The following is a 15,704-nucleotide window of genomic DNA, read 5'->3' on the forward strand; positions in this document are numbered from 1 at the left end:
AGGGCGGCTACGGCGGCGGCGACGACTGACCCGACCGCTCGACCCCACACACAACCCCGGCCCGCCGGAATCGGGCCGGGGTTCCGTGTGTTCACAGCAACCGTTCCGCGCGTGCGCGACAACCGGGGGAAACGGCCGGGACCCCGGCGGCCCGGCCCCCGGTCAGCCGACGTTGACGTCGATACAGGCGTAGAAGGCGTTGGCGGTGCCGGCGAACGCCCGTCGCCCCGCTTCCGGGGCCTCGCCCAGGGCCGCGGGTTCCCGGGCGTCCACCCCGCGGGCACCGACGACGCACCGGCGCCCGCGGGAACGAGGCCGGGCGGAGGCCGATCACCATGCCGCCGGTTCGAGGACACGGCCCGGCGCGGCCTCCCGCACGAGGCGGTCGTAGTCGTCACGAGCGCGGGGCAGGTCCAGGTCCTCGAAGTCCGCGCCCTTCCCCTTCCCCGGGTCGTACAGGGGTCGAGGGTCTGACCGGCGAACCGCTGCCGGAACCAGACCCGTTCGACCTTCGCCATGTGGCGGATCAGTCCGAGCAGTGTGAGGTTCGACGGCTCCACCGTCTCCCGCGCGAGCTGCTCTCCGGTGAGCCCCGCGCACTTGTGCAGCAGGGTGCCGCGGACCTCCGATCCTGCCCCGCCCGCGGTGGACCGGGACGGCGAATTCGCCCGCCGCCGAGGAACGGCCGGACACAGCGGGGAGCGGAAGCGCGCGACGCGCCGGAACGCCGCGCCGTGCACGCGGCGTTCCGGCGCCTTCCGGCACGGCCGCACCGAGAATGCAGGCGTGTCCACCGTCTCCTTCCCCACCGGGCGCGATCCGCGCACGGAATGTGCCCTGCTGCTCCTGTCGGCCGCCTCGGGGGCGTCCGACGCGTTCGCCTTCGTCTGTCTGGGGCAGGTCTTCGCCGGGGTGATGACCGGAAACCTCGTGCTGCTGGGCGCCTACGCGGTCGGCGTCGGGGAGCACGGGGCGGCCCTCGGGGCGATCACCGCGCTGGTCTCGTACGGCTCGGGGGTCGCGTGCGGGGCATGGCTGACCACGTGGCTGCGGTGGCCCCTGCCGATGACGCTGCTCGCCGAGGCGGTGCTGCTGACGGCGGGCGCGGTGCTGTGGGGGGCGGGTCCGCTCACGTCCGCCGGGAACCGGCTGGGGCCGCTGGTGCTCGTCGCCGCGGCCATGGGCGTGCAGGGGCGCGCCCTCACGACGCCCACGAACTACTTCACCGGCACGCTCACGTCCCTCGTCGGGCGCGCGGCGTCGCGGTCGTGGCGGCGGGAGGACCGCTGGCCGGCCGGCCGGCTGGCGGCGGTCGTGGCGGGCGCCGCCCTGACCGCGCTGGCGGTGCGGCTCAGGCCGGAGGCGGCAGGCCTGGTGGCGGTGGTGCCCGTGGCCTGCGCGCTGCTGATCGAGGCGGCCCCGAGGCGACGGCCCGGCGGCTGAGCCCGGCCCGGTGCCGGTACGGACACCACGCGTGGGCGGCGGCCGGGACACCGACCGGGCCCGCGGAGCGGGGGAGCCCCGGCCGGATCGGGGGTTTCCGGCCGGGGCGGTCGAGGGGTGGGCGCGTCGCGCGACCCAGCGTAGATGAACGATAAACCATTGCGACTCGCTCCCGGAAATCCCCCCTCGACGGCGGGCTCCGGACAACGAAGGGAGGCGCCCGCACGCCCCTGCACACACCCGCACGCCCCCGCGCACACCTCACGAGCTGAGCGCACAACCTCCGCGCGCACGGCGCGACACGCGCCTGCACCTGAGATTCAACTCCCCCCAAATGAAAGGCTGTTCGATGAATCGATGCCATGCACAGCCCATGGCATATGCCAGAAGCAACAACATATCGAGTGTTGCCAAATCCCTTACGAGCCCCTGCGGCCTGTGCCACAGTCGTCTCCGGTCCACCTTTCAGACCTGGTCGCGCCGCGCCTGTATCGGAGTACGAGATGCCGTCCCATCTGTCCGCGGACCGCCCCGCCCCCCAGCCGCACGAACGTGACGCCGTCGACGCGCTGATCCACCGCGCCCGGCAGCTGCGCGGCGAGGTGGATGCCGTACGCCGCGACGCGGTCCTCGTCGACGAGGAGGACCCTCACAGGCGCTGGCAGCGGGCGCTCTGCGAACTGGCGGTCCACCATCTCGACGACCTCGGCACCCATCTGGGACAGCTGAGGGAGGGCCTCGGGCCCGACGCGCCGCACACCCCGCACCCCCCCGGGCAGCCGTCCGCGAAGGCTCCCTCCCGGACCGCTCCGCACGGTGCGGCGGCCCCGTCGGGGAGCGGCTCGCTCATCGGCAGGGTGGGCAGCGCCGAGTGGAACCTGCTGACGGACGAGGTCACCTGGTCCCAGGAGCTGTTCCAGATCTTCGGCAGGTCCCCCGACGCGGGCCCCCTTTCCCTGGACGAGCTTCCGTCCCTGCTGCTCCCCGAGGACCAGTCCTTACTGACCGCCCTGGTCACGGACTGCCTGGTGGACGGAAGGCCCATGGACGGGGAATTCCGCATCCTGCGGACCGACGGCCGGACGCGCACGCTCCACATGATGGGCGAGCCGGTGCTCGACACGGACGGCTGCACGGCCTCGATGTGGGCGGTGCTGAGGGACGTGAGCGAGCTGCGGCGCAGCGAGCAGACGGTGCGCCGGACCCGCGACGCGCTGCGGCGCAGGCAGCACATGGCGCGCGCCGAGCGCCGGATGGCGGTCGAGCTCCAGGAGGCCGTACTGCCTCCGTGGCGCGGCCCGCTGCGGCTTCCTTCGTGCGGGGCCGGTGTGCTGGACGTCGCGGCCCACTATCTCCCGTCGGAGTCGAGCTCCTTGATCGGGGGCGACTGGTACGACGCCCTGGAACTGTCCGACGGCAGGACGATACTCGCCGTCGGCGACCTCACGGGGCACGGCGTCGAGGCCGCCTCCGCCATGGCGATGCTCCTGGGAGCGCTGCGCGGGATGGCCGTGGCCGGTATCGAGCCCGGGGCTCTGATGGGGCACCTCAACCAGTTGCTCGAATCCTCCGTGCGGCCGGCCCTCGGCAGCGCCCTCTGCTGCCGCTTCGATCCGGCCACCGGCGCCCTCTCCTGGGCGCAGGCCGGGCACCCCGCACCGCTGCTGTTCCGCAACGGCGAGGGGCGCCCGCTGCCGTCGCCCGACGGGGTCCTCCTCGGCGCGGCATCCGGTGTCGCCTACGAGCAGGACGAGGCGCAGCTGCTGCCCGGCGATGTGCTGGTCCTCCGCACCGACGGGCTGAACCGTCACAGCGACCGGGGTGCGGGCCCGGACGCCCTGCTCGCGCTGGCACCGCGTTTCGCACGGGCCCGTACGGCACAGGAGTGCGTGCGTACGGTCGTCACGGAGTTCGGCGGTGCCGAGCGCCTGGACGACGCGTGTGTGCTGATCGCCCGCATCGGGGCGTAGGCACAGCGGCACACGTACGGGCACACGCGAACGCCGGACACGAAGCGGTACGCGGGAGAAGGATCCGCCCACGGACTCGGTGTGCGGGCGATCGTCGGCCGGACGGTGTTCGGGCGGTGATCGATGGGACGGTGGTGTTGCTCCGGACGGTGTCGGATCGGGTGGTGTTCGACCGGGCCGAGGCCGCTGTCTCACGGCGGACGACCGGTGCCCGCTCCTCGCGGTGCCCCTCGGGTCAGATCCGGGACGAGCGCCTCGGCTGTTTGATGACGGAGTGCTGCGGCATGGCGACCCGGATCTCCTCCCGCAGGTCCTCGATCTTCGCGTAACCCGCGTACTGGCCCGTCAGCCGGTACATCTCGCGCAGCCGGTCCCAGGTGCGGTGCGAGGAGGTCTCCCCCATCGTCACCAGCGCCAACCGGGCGTAACGGTCGGCCTGTTCGGGATCGTCGGCGATGAAGCACGCCGAGGCGAGCGAGATGAAGTCGAAGATCTTGGACCGCTGGCGTCCGTTGACCCGGAGTTCCAGCGCCTGCTTGGCGTGGCGCTGAGCCACCGTCGCCACCGACGGGTCGTGTTCGGCGAGCGTACGGAACGCCAGAGCCTGCATCCCGTGCAGATCCGCCTCGTCGAACATCTGCATCCAACTGGGTGGCGGGACATCGCTCTTGTCCGAGACGAAGAGTTCCTCGGCCTTGCCGAGCGTGCGTCGCATCGCCTGGCCCTGCCCCATGGACGCCTGCGCCCATGCCTCGATGGTGCACAGCATCGCCCGGGTGCGCGGCAGAACCATGTCGCCGGAGCCGGACTTGGCGAGCTTCATCAGGTCCAGTGCGTCATCGGGACGGCCCAGGTGGATCATCTGGCGCGCCGCCCGGGACAGGGCCTCGCCGGCGCGGGGACGGTCGCCGCCCTCGCGTGCCGCGTGCGCGGCGATGACGAAGTACTTCTGCGCGGTGGGTTCCAGGCCGATGTCGTGGGACATCCACCCCGCGAGCACCGCGAGATTGGCGGCGACGCCCCAGAGACGGCGCTGCAGGTGCTCGGGGTGGCGGTAGGCGAGCATGCCGCCCACCTCGTTGAGTTGGCCCACCACGGCCTTGCGCTGGAGTCCGCCGCCCCTGGAGGCGTCCCAGGCGCGGAACACCTCGACGGACCGTTCGAGTGCCTCGATCTCCTCCGACCCGATGGGGGCGGCCTCGTACCGGTCGAATCCGGCGGAGTCCGCGTGCAGCGGGTCATCGGTCCGTGGGACGTCGGCCGCCAGCACGGGGTCGCTGTGCAACCAGTTGTGCATGGGTCCGGTGATGGTCGATCCTGCGGCGAGCGCGGCGCCCGCGCTCACCAAGCCGCGTCGGTTGAGCATGAGGTCCATTCCCGTGAATTCGGTGAGGACCGCTGCCGTCCGCTCGGGCGCCCACGGCAGTCCGTCGGGGTTGTGTTCCGCCCCCGCCTCTCGCCGCTTCCCCACACGCCCGCGCCGGCCGAACCCGAGGTCCTCGATGGTCACGACACGGCCGAGCCGCTCGGTGAACAGGGCTGCCAGCACCTTCGGCACCGGATCGCGAGGGGACTCGCCCATCTCGATCCAACGCCTCACCCGCGAGGTGTCGGTGGCCAGCTGCGGGTGGCCCATGGCCGCCGCCTGCCGGTTCACCAGCCTCGCGAGTTCGCCCTTGGACCAGCCGGCGAGGCCGAACAGGTCGGACAGGCGGGTGTTGGGTTCTCCGGTCACGTCAAGCCCCCAGGTTCTCGGCTGTGTTGACAGTAGCCGCCTGTCACAGGCGTCGCGACTATTCGCCAGGGTTCGCCAGGGTGCGCCAGATGGTCTGCCACCCGTGATCCGGTGTCGGGTAGGAAAGCGCCATCCCGCCCGGCAGCCCTAGGTACTCCCCAGGGTGCCGAAGGGCCGCCGGACGGGGTGGTGCACGCAACTTGTCGGCGCACGAAGGGATCTGTCTCCCCCATGTACACAGCATCGTCCTCCGTGACCGCCCCGCCCCGGCCGCTTCGTCCCCTGGGGGCGGGCGGCGGGCCGTACCTCGCGCCGCACGCCGCCCCGTCGGCCTCCGGCGCGGTCCGGCCGAGGCGACCGGCGGGGGTGGGCGGCGCGCCGCTCAGCGGACGGCTGGACCTGTCCGGTCCGCAGGGCGCTCAGCTGAGGATGGTGATCGCGTCGGTGCACCGGATCTGCCCGGAGTTCAGTCCGGTGCAGGTCCTGCGGCGCAGCGGCCGTTCGGTTCTCCTGGTCGGCTCCACAGGGCGCACGACCGCGGTCGCCAAGTGTTTACTGGACCACTCCCCCGCGTGGTCGGAGCGGTTCCGCCACGAGATAGCGGCCTACCGCGCGTTCGTCCGGCACCGCCCGCCGGTGCGGGTGCCCAGGCTTGTCGCGGCCGATCCGGACAACTGCGCCCTGGTGATCGAGCGGATGCCCGGCCGGGTGGCGGCGCTGACCCGGCACCCGGTGGAGGCGCCGCCCCGGGCCGACGTGCGGGCCGTTCTCGGCGCGATCGCGCGTGTCAACACCTGGCGCCCGGCTCCGGGGCTGTTCGACGCGCCGCTGGACTACGCCGCGCGGATCGCCCACTACCACGAGCTCGGTCTGTTCACCGACCGCGACCTGAGCGACCTGCAGAAGCTGCTGCACGGTCTGGCGGGCGGCCGTCAGAGCACGTGGCAGTTCTGCCACGGTGACGCGCTGCTCTCCAACGTGCTGCTGTCGCCCACGGGTCCGGTGCTGGTCGACTGGGAGCACGCGGGCTGGTACCTGCCGGGCTACGACCTGGCGACGCTGTGGGCGGTCCTGGGGGACGCACCGGCGGCTCGGCGCCAGATCAGCCAGCTGGCACAGGCGGCGGGACCCGCGGCGCGCGACGCGTTCCTGGTGAACCTGATGCTGGTGCTGACGCGGGAGATCCGTACCTACGAGACGGCCGTCCAGCGGGCCATGCGGGAGCCGGGGACCGGAGGCGTCGTTCCGGACCGGCCGGGTGCGCTCTCGTCGAGCGAGGAACAGCGTCTGCTGCTGCGGCGGTTGCACGACGACTGTGCCATGGCCCGCCGGGCCGTTCGCGCCGCGGTCGGCACTCGCTGACCCTCCCGGGGGGACGCGCCGCGGGTCCGGTGCCGACACACCGGGCCCGCGGCGCGCTGCCGTGACGCGGGTCCTTCTCAGTGCGCGCGCACGATGTCCACGTCGGACGCCTTGACGAAGGCGATCCGGTGGCCGATCTGTACGGTCACGTACCTCTCCCCGCCGCGGAAGTACGTGTGGTCGTAGGGGTACGAGGAATCGATCGTCGGGGCGTGGAAGTAGCCCGTAGGGGCCTCGCCGCCGCCCGGGTAGGACTGCCCGGCCTTGATGGTGTACCCGAGCGGTGCTCCCACCCGCTGGTCCGCGAAGTCCGCGGGGTACTCCGACTTCTCCGGATAGGCGACGCCGAATACCGGGACCTCGGCGCGTCCCTTCTTGGGCCGGACCACGTATCCGGCGGTGGGTGTGGTGGTCCGGGTGTGGGCCGGGGTGCGCAACCACGCCTTCTGGCCGTACCACCAGATCGCCGTCCAGCCGGGGACCCGGTCCGCGACGACGGCCCGTTGGGTGGCGCTGATCTTGCTGCCCCAGTCGGCGGCGCAGTTCGTTCCGGGAGAGCCGTCGGGGTGCAGACCGGGGTCGGAGAAGAGCGGCGCGTCGGCGGACGGCGCGGTGTGGAGCGGGACGGCGCTGGATCCCTGGACGGGCAGGTCCACACCCTTCTCGCAGTCGCGGAACGCCTGCTTGTTCTTCTTGAAGTGCGGGCTGATGGTGACGAGTTCGCCGCGGGCGGAGGCGGTCGGCACGGTGGGCCTGCCGAGCAGTGCCATGAAGCGGTTCCAGTCCCAGTACGGGCCCGGGTCCCAGTGCATGTTCCTGGTTCCGGAGGCGGTGGTGGGCGGTACGCCGTCGTGGCCGATGATGTGCTGGCGGTCGAGGGGGATGCCGTATTCGGCGGCCAGGTGACGCACCAGCTTCGCGGTGGAGCGGTACATCTCGGGGGTGTACCACTTGGCGCCGTCGACGGCGACGCCCTCCTGCTCGATGCCGATGGAGTGGCTGTTGACGTACCAGTTGCCCGCCTGCCAGGCGACATCCTTGTTCTTGACCATCTGGGTGACATGGCCGTCGGAGGAGCGCACCACGTAGTGAGCGGAGGTCTGCTTCAGCGGATTCTGGAAGATCTTGAGGGTGGTGTCGAAGTCCTCCTCGGTGTCGTGCAGGACGATGAACCTGATCCTGTTGGTTCGGGGGCGGTCGGAAGTGTCGTAGTTGCCGTACGTCTCCTTGTCGGCGGGGTCGCCCGTCTGCTCGTAGGCCGCCGGAACCCAGTCGCACGCGAGACCGCGCGGGCAGTCGGGCCGCACCGAGTCGGCACCGGCGTGTGTCGCGGGGCCGAGCAGTGTCGTGCTCAGCGCGCCGGCGGTCGCCAACGCGGCCGCGAGTCGGGTCCTCTGCTTGGGCGTCATGGGGCCTCTCCTGGGGCTGTGCGAGTGGGGCTGTACGTGTTCCGATCTCACTGCTCCGTGGTGCGCGCACACTCTCGGACCTGAGATGACAGCACGTCAAGGGTTCGGCGCCGCCCGTCGGCCGAGTCAGTGGACCAGACCACTGACGCCCTCTCCGACCTGCGAAAAGAAGGAATCCACGGGAGGCCGGTGGCACCTCGATCCTCGCGTTCCGGGCGGCGCGGGCCGGACGTCGGCGGGCGGGGACGGCCCGCATCCGGGCGCACCATTCGTGTGACTAATTGGGGATGTGCGTGCCCCGAACGGTCGAAGGGTAGTGCTCGCGCGGACACCCGGTCCGTGCGGCGTGCGCGCGGCGAGATCTCGGAAAGGCCCGACACACATGGCTCAGCCCTTCACCCTGCCGGACTTCTACGTTCCTCATCCGGCCCGGCTCAATCCCCATGCCGAGGAGGCGCGGCGGCACACCAAGGAGTGGGCGCGCGGCATGGGAATGCTGGAGGGTTCGGGCGTCTGGGAGGAGAAGGACCTCGACTCCCACGACTACGCGCTGCTGTGCGCGTACACCCACCCCGACTGCTCGTCGGAGGCGCTCTCGCTGGTCACCGACTGGTACGTGTGGGTCTTCTTCTTCGACGACCACTTCCTGGAGCTGTTCAAACGCAGCCGTGACCGCGAGGGCGGCAAGCGGTATCTGGACCGGTTGCCCGCGTTCATGCCGATGGACCGCGGGTCGGCGATGCCCGAGCCGACGAATCCGGTCGAGGCGGGGCTGGCCGATCTGTGGGCGCGGACGGTGCCGAGCATGTCCGACGCCTGGCGGGCCCGGTTCGCCGTGGCGACGGAGAACCTTCTCAACGAGTCGTTGTGGGAGCTGGCCAACATCGACGAGGGACGCATCGCGAACCCCGTCGAGTACATCGAGATGCGGCGCAACGTGGGCGGCGCCCCGTGGTCGGCGGGTCTCGTGGAGTACGCGGCAGGTGCGGAGGTCCCCGCGGCCGTGGCGGACGAGCGTGCGCTGCGGGTGCTGCGGGACGCCTTCTCCGACGGGGTGCATCTGCGCAACGACCTGTTCTCGTACCAGCGCGAGGTCGAGGACGAGGGCGAGAACAGCAACGGCGTGCTGGTGCTGGAACACTTCCTCGGCTGCTCGACGCAGGAGGCGGCCGACGCGGTGAACGATCTGCTGACCTCCCGGCTCCAGCAGTTCGAGAACACCGCACTCACCGAACTCGGCCCGCTGTGCGCGGAGAAGGGACTGGGCCCGGAGGAGACGGCGGCGGTGCTGGCGTACGTCAAGGGCTTGCAGGACTGGCAGTCGGGCGGCCACGAATGGCACATGCGCTCCAGCCGGTACATGAACGACGGTGGCACGGCCGGCGCCCGGGCCGTGCCCGCCTTCGGCATGGCCGCGGCGTCGATCCGGCCGACCCTCCGCTCGGAGACGGCCCGGCTGCGCAGTCACACGCATGTGCCGTACCAGTACGTCGGCCCGTCGCTGCTGCCCGACTTCGAGCTGCCGTTCGACACGACCCTCAGCCCGCATCTGGAGGGTGCGCGGGTGCGGATCGTCGACTGGTCGAGGCGGATGGGGATCCTGGAGGCGCAGCCGGGCGTGCCGGGCTCGCACATCTGGGACGAGGAACGGCTCGTCGCGTTCGACCTGCCGTTGTGCGCGGCGGGACTGCATCCCGACGCGACGCCGGGGGAACTGGATCTCGCCTCGCAGTGGCTGACCTGGGGGACGTACGGCGACGACTGGTTCCCGGTGGTGCACGGGCGGGCCCGCGACCTGACCGGGGCCAGGCTCGCCAACGAGCGGCTCTCGCTGTTCATGCCGCTGGACGGTACCGGGACCCCCGAACCGGTCGACGCGCTGGAGCGGGGGCTCGCCGATCTGTGGACGAGGACCTCCGCGCCGATGGACGCGGGCGCGCGACGCGCGTTCCGGACGGCGGTCGAGGACATGACCGCGAGCTGGCTGTGGGAGCTGGCGAACCAGGTGCAGAACCGCATCCCGGACCCGGTCGACTATGTCGAGATGCGGCGCATGACGTTCGGCTCCGACCTGACGATGAGCCTGTGCCGGCTGGGCCACGGCCGGAAGGTGCCGGAGGAGATCTACCGCAGCGGTCCGCTGCGGTCGCTGGAGAACGCGGCGGCGGACTACGCGTGCCTGCTGAACGACCTGTTCTCGTACCAGAAGGAGATCGAGTACGAGGGCGAGGTGCACAACGGCGTCCTGGTCGTGCAGAACTTCTTCGGGGTGGACTATCCGACCGGGGTGCGGATCGTGTACGACCTGATGAAGTCGCGGCTGCGCCAGTTCCTGCATGTCGCGGAGCGGGAACTCCCGGTGCTGTACGACGACTTCGGGCTGGACGCCGAAGCGAGGAAGATCCTGGCCGGATACGTGCTCGAGCTCAAGCACTGGATCGCGGGCATCCTGATCTGGCACCGGGGTTGCCGACGCTACCGGGAGCAGGACCTGCGGCGGGGCACCGGCACCCCGTGCCTGCTGAGCGGGCCCACGGGGATCGGTGTGTCGGCTGCACGCGTGACGGCGCTGTTCGCTCCGCTCGCGAGCAGCGGCGTCTAGGGCCTGTCTGGAGTTGCGACCTGGGCTCGCGGGGCGTGGCACGCACGCTCGCCGCGTTGCCGAAATGCCCTAGTAGCTCTGCTACGAGAGCCTTCCGGCGTCTTGCGATCGCACACACCACGCCCCGCTCCCTGATCCAGATCACAACTCCAGACAGGCCCTAGTGCTGTGACCGGGGACCTGCTCGCCGGGCATCTTCCGCGGCCGCGCAACGCGAGGCGCGCGGCCGCGGAAGGGACGTTTCAGCCCTGCTGGAACAGCTCGGCGGGCAGCGGCTTCAGGAGCGTGTACAGGTCATCGGTGATCGGCCGGTCCCAGCTGGCGATGGTCACGAGCACGCCGTCGCTGCGGTCGAACTGGACGCAGGAGATACGGCTCTCGGAGAGCTTGATCCGGCGGACGATGAGCAGGTTGTCGCCCTGCATCACCGGCATGTCCTCGGTGCCGGTGACCTCGACCGGTTCGTCGTTCTCCAGCGCGAGCAGCAGCTGTGCGACCTCGAACGGGACCTGTCCCTCCTCGGTCTCGCGCGCGGGCGAGCCCTCCGGGAGGTTGCCGATGATCATCGCGGGGCCCCGGCCGCCGAACAGGTCGTAACGCAGGAAGACGCCCTGGCAGCTCCCGTCCGGGGCGGGCAGCAGACCCGCGCCGAGGTTTCCGGGCCAGTCACCCGGGTCCATGGCCAGGACGTCGAAGTCGGGGCCCGCGGGTGTGGCGGCGCTGCGGCGGCGGAGGAAGGACATGCGGACATGGTACGTGTCCGGGCTCACGTCGCGGCGCCGGGGCCGCGCGGGGCGGGAGGTTCGGACGGCTCCGCCCCGGCCCCGGAGGCTCCGGCGTTCCAGTGGTGGGCGGACCCGTCGGCGTGGAGGTGGCCGGGCGAGGCGGCGTGCGACGCGGCCCGGCCGACGTCGGCCAGGCGGGCGTAGTCCTGGGCGACGCCCCTCAGCAGGGCGTGCACGGCCTCCTCGACGTCCTCGCCGGTGGTGGAGCCGTGGCCGAACAGGGCGCGGTAGTGGACCAGGGAGGCCAGCAGGTCCAGGACCAGTTCACGGTCGACGTGTTCGCGCAGGTCGCCGCGCGCGATGGCCGCGTCGAGGACCTGGGCCACCGCCTCGCGCGGCGGGTCGAACAGGGTGCGCATGAACGCCTCGTTCAGTTCCTCGTCACCGCCGCAGTCGGCGCGCAGCGCGGCCAGGGCGTCGGGCGGCATGCGCCGGTAGACGGTCAGCTGCAGCTCGATCGCGTCGCAGAGGTCACAGATCGTGCACCCGGTGTCCGGCGGCCGCAGGTCACCGAGCTGGGCACCGAGCGCGTCCAGCACCAGCGCGGGGAGGTTCGGCCAGCGCCGGTAGACGGCGGCCTTGTTGGTCCCGGCCCGCCGCGCGATCGCCTCGATCGCGAGTCCCCCGTATCCGGCCTCGGCCAGCAGCGCCAGGGCCGCCGTCCGGACCGCTTGATCGATGCCCAGGTCCCGCGGGCGTCCCGCCCGCCGCTTGCCGTCCCGCATCCGGCCAGGCTAACAATTAGATACGGTACGGTGCGTAATGAAATTAAGCCGACGACCGTCTTCGTGGTGGCTTCGGTCCTGGGGGCCGTAACGGCCTCCGCGATGCTCGCCCGGAGCGGTCCGCGCCCGGCCTGCCGGTGATCGGCGGCGGCGCTGCTCGTGGGGGCCGTCGTGTGCGCGGCGGCGCCTGCGCCGACGTGCTGCGCCTGTCCGGGGACGCCGACCGGGACATCGCCGGGGCCTCGACGACCACGGTGCGGCTGACCGGGACCGTGTTCGTCTCGGCGGGCGCCGGAGTGGTCGCCGACCCTTCCGGTTTCGCCGATCCGGCCACCACGGCGGGCGGTGCGCGCCACCTGTACGCCGTGTTCCCGGTCCTGGCCGCGGTGGCGCCGATCGGCGCGGTCCTGGTGCCGGGCGCCCGTTCCGGGAAGCGGGTCCCGGCCGGGGAGTGACGCGCCGTCCGGGACCGGCCCCGAACCGGTCCCGGACAACACGCGGTCAGCTGCTGGGGGGTTCGGCTCCGACCAGCCACATGGAGAAGAACTGCGAACCGCCGCCGTAGGCGTGGCCGAGCGCCGTGCGCGCCCCCTCGACCTGGTGCTCGCCCGCCCGGCCGCGGACCTGCAGCGCGGCCTCGGCGAAGCGGATCATGCCGGAGGCGCCGATGGGGTTGGTGGAGAGCACTCCGCCCGAAGGATTCACCGGGAGGTCGCCGTCGAGCGCGGTGACCCCGGACTCGGTGAGCTTCCAGCCCTCGCCCTCGTCCGCGAAGCCGAGGTTCTCCAGCCACATGGGCTCGTACCAGGAGAACGGCACGTACATCTCCACGACGTCGATCTGCCGTCGCGGGTCGTCGATCCCCGCCTGCCGGTACACGTCGGCGGCGCAGTCCCGGCCGGCGCGCGGCGAGACGAAGTCCTTGCCGGCGAAGAGCGTCGGTTCGCTGCGCATCGCGCCGCCGTGCACCCAGGCGGGCGGGTGCGGCGAACACCCGGCCCCGGCGCGGTCGGTGAGGACCATCGCACAGGCGCCGTCGGAGGACGGGCAGGTCTCCGAGTAGCGGATCGGGTCCCAGAGCATCGGCGCGGACCGGACCTTCTCCAGGGTGATGTCCGGGTCGTGGATGTGGGCGTACGGATTCTTCAGCGCGTTGCGCCGGTCCTTGTACGCGACGAGGGAGCCGGTCGTGTCGGGCGCCCCGGTGCGGCGCATGTAGGCCCTCACGTGCGGGGCGAAGAAGCCGCCCGCGCCGGCGAGCAGCGGCTGCTGGAACGGGACCGGCAGCGAGAGCCCCCACATGGCGTTGGACTCGGACTGCTTCTCGAAGGCGAGGGTCAGGACGGTGCGGTGCACCCGTGCGGCGACCAGGTCGGCGGCGACGAGCGCGGTGGAGCCGCCGACGGATCCCGCCGTGTGCACCCGCAGCATCGGTTTGCCGACCGCGCCGAGAGCGTCTGCGAGGTAGAGCTCCGGCATCATCAGGCCCTCGAAGAAGTCGGGGGCCTTGCCGATGACGACGGCGTCGATGTCGGACCAGGCCAGTTGGGCGTCCTCCAGGGCGCGGACGGCGGCCTCGCGGACGAGTCCGGCGATGGAGACGTCCCGGCGGGCGGAGACGTGCTTCGTCTGGCCGATGCCGACGACGGCCACAGGTTCATCGGACACGAGCGCCCTCCCCTTCGAGTACGGCGACCAGGTTCTGCTGCAGGCAGGGGCCGGAGGTGGCGTGGGCGAGCGCCCGGTCGGACTCGCCGCGGTGGATGCGGGCCGCGGCCTCGCCGAGCCGGATCAGCCCGGCGGCCATGACGGGGTTGGCGGCGAGCGCGCCGCCGGACGGGTTGACGGTGACGGTGTCGTCGAGCCGCAGCGCCTTGCGCAGGACGACCTCCTGCGAGGTGAACGGGGCGTGCAGCTCGGCGGTGTCGACGGGGCGTTCGAAGGCCCCGGCGTGTTCGGCGGCGAGCCTGGTGGACGGGGACTCGGCCAGTTCGCGGACGCCGAGGCCGTGCGCCTCGATGCGGTGGTCGATGCCGCGGATCCAGGCGGGACGGGGGCACAGGGACCGGGCGGTGTCACCGGCGGCGAGGATCACGGCGGCCGCGCCGTCGCCGACGGGCGGGCAGTCGCCGGTGCGCAGCGGCCGTACCACGTAGTCACCCGCCGGGACCGGTCCGGTGAGCTGGGCGTGGGGGTTGTCCGCGGCGGCGGTGCGGTTGTGGGCACCGATCGCGGTGAGTGCGGCCTCGTCGGTGTCGCCCGCGTCGATCAGGGCCTGGGCCTGGAGTGCGGCGAGTGCGACGGAGTCGGGCCAGAGCGGGCCGACGTAGTAGGGGTCGAGCTGGCGGGTGAGGACGTCGCGCAGGGAACCGGGCGAGGACTTGCCGTAGGAGTAGACGAGCGCGGTGTCGGCCCGGCCGGACCGGAGCTTCACCCATGCCTCGTACAGCGCCCAGGCGCCGTCCATCTCCACGTGGGACTCGGAGACCGGCGGGCAGGCACCGACTCCGTCGAGCGCCATGGTGAAGGAGAAGGCGCGGCCCGCCAGGTAGTCGCTGGAGCCGGAGCAGACGAAACCGAGGTCACCGGTCCTGAGCCCGGTCTCGTCGAGGACCCGGTGGAGCACGGGCATCAGCATCTCGGCCTCGGAGAGTTCGTCGGTGCGGGGCAGATGGTCGGTCTGCGCGAAGGCGACGATCGCCACGTCTCGCATCTACAACAGCTCCTTGTACGCGTCGTAGTCGGCGTCCGGCTCGCCGGTCGGCCGGTAGTGGTCGGGGTGGCGCGCACCCTCGGTCCAGACCGGTTCGACCCGCAGGCCCATGCGCACCTGGTCGTAGGGGATGCCGCCGATCCGCGCGTGCAGCGCGAGGTCCGCGCCGTCGAGGGCGATGTGCGCGTAGACGTAGGGGACCTCGATGTCGAGGTTCGCCGTATGAGAGGCCTTGATGTTGACGACGCAGTACGTGGTCACGGTGCCGCGCGGGCCGACCTCGACCTGTTCCGCGGTGGCGACGCCGCAGGTGGGGCAGGCGCCGCGGGGCGGCACGTAGACCTTCTCGCAGGACGGGCAGCGTTCGCCCACGATGCGTCGCTCGGCGAGCGCCGCGAGGTAGCCGCCGTGGGCGCGGCCGGGGGTGTAGCGGTAGTCGAGGCGGGCCGGGGTGACGATGCCGGTGACGGGGTCGTCGAACGCGCCGCTGTGCGGGGCGGACCGGCCGGGCTCCCCGTCGTACGGTTCGAAGCAGGCGATGTCGGTGATGGCCCCGGTGCGGTCGGGGGCCCAGCGGATCCGTACCCGCATGCCGGTGCGGACGGCCTCGGGGCCGGGGGCGTCCAAGACGTGCAGGAGGGCGGTGTCGGCGCCGTCGAGGCGCACCAGGACCCAGGCGAAGGGGGTGCCGAGCGGCTGGCGCGGGCGCGGATGCGGGTTCCAGGCCCAGGTGGTGACCGTCCCGGTGGCGGCGACCTCGGTGAGTTCGCGGAGCTCGCGCGCGGTGACGGGGTCGTACTCGACGGGCGGGACGAGGATCCTTCCGTCGTCGGTCCGTACGCCGAGGACGGTGCGTTCGCGCAGCCCGGTGAGGAAGGCGCTCTGGACCGGGCCCAGGGAGCGGGTGAAGGGGAATTCGACCACCAGGGGTGCGCTGAGGGTTTCGGGCACGGGTGCCTC

12 protein-coding genes and 1 pseudogene are annotated in these 15,704 nt (G+C 72.0%); 5 read left to right on the forward strand and 8 right to left on the reverse strand.

Annotation, left to right across the window (positions count from 1 at the left end):
• Positions 1-413 precede the first annotated feature (413 nt).
• A pseudogene (locus tag ACFYXM_RS32810) lies at positions 414-827 on the reverse strand (DUF664 domain-containing protein); the annotation flags it as partial.
• Here ACFYXM_RS32810 and ACFYXM_RS32815 point away from each other — a divergent pair.
• Entirely contained in the window at positions 787-1,443 is a 657-nt protein-coding gene (locus ACFYXM_RS32815; RefSeq protein WP_389294932.1) for a YoaK family protein, read from the forward strand. The pseudogene ACFYXM_RS32810 and the gene ACFYXM_RS32815 overlap by 41 nt on opposite strands.
• A 503-nt stretch (positions 1,444-1,946) precedes the next feature.
• Positions 1,947-3,413, forward strand: a complete 1,467-nt coding sequence (locus ACFYXM_RS32820; RefSeq protein ID WP_389294934.1) for a PP2C family protein-serine/threonine phosphatase — start codon at positions 1,947-1,949, stop codon at positions 3,411-3,413.
• A gap of 235 nt (positions 3,414-3,648) precedes the next feature.
• Here the strand turns inward: ACFYXM_RS32820 and ACFYXM_RS32825 are convergent, their stop codons facing one another.
• Positions 3,649-5,148 carry a hypothetical protein gene (locus ACFYXM_RS32825; RefSeq protein ID WP_389294936.1) on the reverse strand — a complete coding sequence of 500 codons (1,500 nt, stop codon included), beginning with the start codon at positions 5,146-5,148 and terminating at the stop codon, positions 3,649-3,651.
• Positions 5,149-5,379: 231 nt separating this feature from the next.
• Here ACFYXM_RS32825 and ACFYXM_RS32830 point away from each other — a divergent pair, with 231 nt between their 5' ends.
• Positions 5,380-6,510, forward strand: a complete 1,131-nt coding sequence (locus ACFYXM_RS32830; protein ID WP_389294937.1) for an aminoglycoside phosphotransferase family protein — start codon at positions 5,380-5,382, stop codon at positions 6,508-6,510.
• Positions 6,511-6,587: 77 nt separating this feature from the next.
• Here ACFYXM_RS32830 and ACFYXM_RS32835 read toward each other — a convergent pair whose 3' ends face one another.
• Positions 6,588-7,919 carry an N-acetylmuramoyl-L-alanine amidase gene (locus ACFYXM_RS32835; protein ID WP_389294939.1) on the reverse strand — a complete coding sequence of 444 codons (1,332 nt, stop codon included), beginning with the start codon at positions 7,917-7,919 and terminating at the stop codon, positions 6,588-6,590.
• 382 nt (positions 7,920-8,301) lie between these two features.
• On the opposite strand from ACFYXM_RS32835, the gene ACFYXM_RS32840 reads away from it, so the two are divergent.
• Positions 8,302-10,521 carry a germacradienol/geosmin synthase gene (locus ACFYXM_RS32840; protein WP_389294941.1) on the forward strand — a complete coding sequence of 740 codons (2,220 nt, stop codon included), beginning with the start codon at positions 8,302-8,304 and terminating at the stop codon, positions 10,519-10,521.
• Between the two features lie 242 nt (positions 10,522-10,763).
• Here the strand turns inward: ACFYXM_RS32840 and ACFYXM_RS32845 are convergent, their stop codons facing one another.
• Both ACFYXM_RS32845 and ACFYXM_RS32850 read right to left on the reverse strand, forming a co-directional pair.
• Positions 10,764-11,264 (reverse strand): hypothetical protein, encoded by a 501-nt coding sequence (locus ACFYXM_RS32845; RefSeq protein WP_073789562.1) that lies wholly within the window; start codon positions 11,262-11,264, stop codon positions 10,764-10,766.
• A 23-nt stretch (positions 11,265-11,287) separates the two neighbouring features.
• Complete coding sequence (locus ACFYXM_RS32850) at positions 11,288-12,031, reverse strand: TetR/AcrR family transcriptional regulator (protein WP_389294943.1); 744 nt, start codon at positions 12,029-12,031, stop codon at positions 11,288-11,290.
• Between the two features lie 173 nt (positions 12,032-12,204).
• Between ACFYXM_RS32850 and ACFYXM_RS32855 the strand changes: the two genes are divergently transcribed.
• Positions 12,205-12,486 carry a hypothetical protein gene (locus ACFYXM_RS32855; protein ID WP_389294945.1) on the forward strand — a complete coding sequence of 94 codons (282 nt, stop codon included), beginning with the start codon at positions 12,205-12,207 and terminating at the stop codon, positions 12,484-12,486.
• Positions 12,487-12,532: 46 nt separating this feature from the next.
• Here the strand turns inward: ACFYXM_RS32855 and ACFYXM_RS32860 are convergent, their stop codons facing one another.
• Genes ACFYXM_RS32860 through ACFYXM_RS32870 form a run of 3 tightly spaced genes read right to left on the reverse strand, consistent with a single transcriptional unit; the run spans position 12,533 to position 15,695 of the window.
• Positions 12,533-13,699 carry a thiolase domain-containing protein gene (locus tag ACFYXM_RS32860; protein ID WP_389294947.1) on the reverse strand — a complete coding sequence of 389 codons (1,167 nt, stop codon included), beginning with the start codon at positions 13,697-13,699 and terminating at the stop codon, positions 12,533-12,535.
• Positions 13,689-14,744: a thiolase domain-containing protein gene (locus ACFYXM_RS32865; protein WP_389294949.1), complete on the reverse strand. Its 1,056-nt coding sequence runs from the start codon at positions 14,742-14,744 to the stop codon at positions 13,689-13,691. The genes ACFYXM_RS32860 and ACFYXM_RS32865 overlap by 11 nt, the downstream gene beginning before the upstream one ends.
• Entirely contained in the window at positions 14,745-15,695 is a 951-nt protein-coding gene (locus ACFYXM_RS32870) for a Zn-ribbon domain-containing OB-fold protein (protein ID WP_389294951.1), read from the reverse strand.
• Positions 15,696-15,704: the final 9 nt, after the last annotated feature.

Source organism: Streptomyces sp. NPDC002476 (assembly GCF_042889785.1).
GTDB lineage: Bacteria > Actinomycetota > Actinomycetes > Streptomycetales > Streptomycetaceae > Streptomyces.

Bases quoted from the DNA above. Each gene is read 5' to 3' on its own strand.
- ACFYXM_RS32820 (WP_389294934.1), top strand. From the start codon at position 1,947: ATGCCGTCCCATCTGTCCGCGGACCGCCCCGCCCCCCAGCCGCACGAA.
- ACFYXM_RS32830 (WP_389294937.1), top strand. From the start codon at position 5,380: ATGTACACAGCATCGTCCTCCGTGACCGCCCCGCCCCGGCCGCTTCGT.
- ACFYXM_RS32835 (WP_389294939.1), bottom strand. From the start codon at position 7,919: ATGACGCCCAAGCAGAGGACCCGACTCGCGGCCGCGTTGGCGACCGCC.
- ACFYXM_RS32840 (WP_389294941.1), top strand. From the start codon at position 8,302: ATGGCTCAGCCCTTCACCCTGCCGGACTTCTACGTTCCTCATCCGGCC.
- ACFYXM_RS32845 (WP_073789562.1), bottom strand. From the start codon at position 11,264: ATGTCCTTCCTCCGCCGCCGCAGCGCCGCCACACCCGCGGGCCCCGAC.
- ACFYXM_RS32850 (WP_389294943.1), bottom strand. From the start codon at position 12,031: ATGCGGGACGGCAAGCGGCGGGCGGGACGCCCGCGGGACCTGGGCATC.
- ACFYXM_RS32865 (WP_389294949.1), bottom strand. From the start codon at position 14,744: ATGCGAGACGTGGCGATCGTCGCCTTCGCGCAGACCGACCATCTGCCC.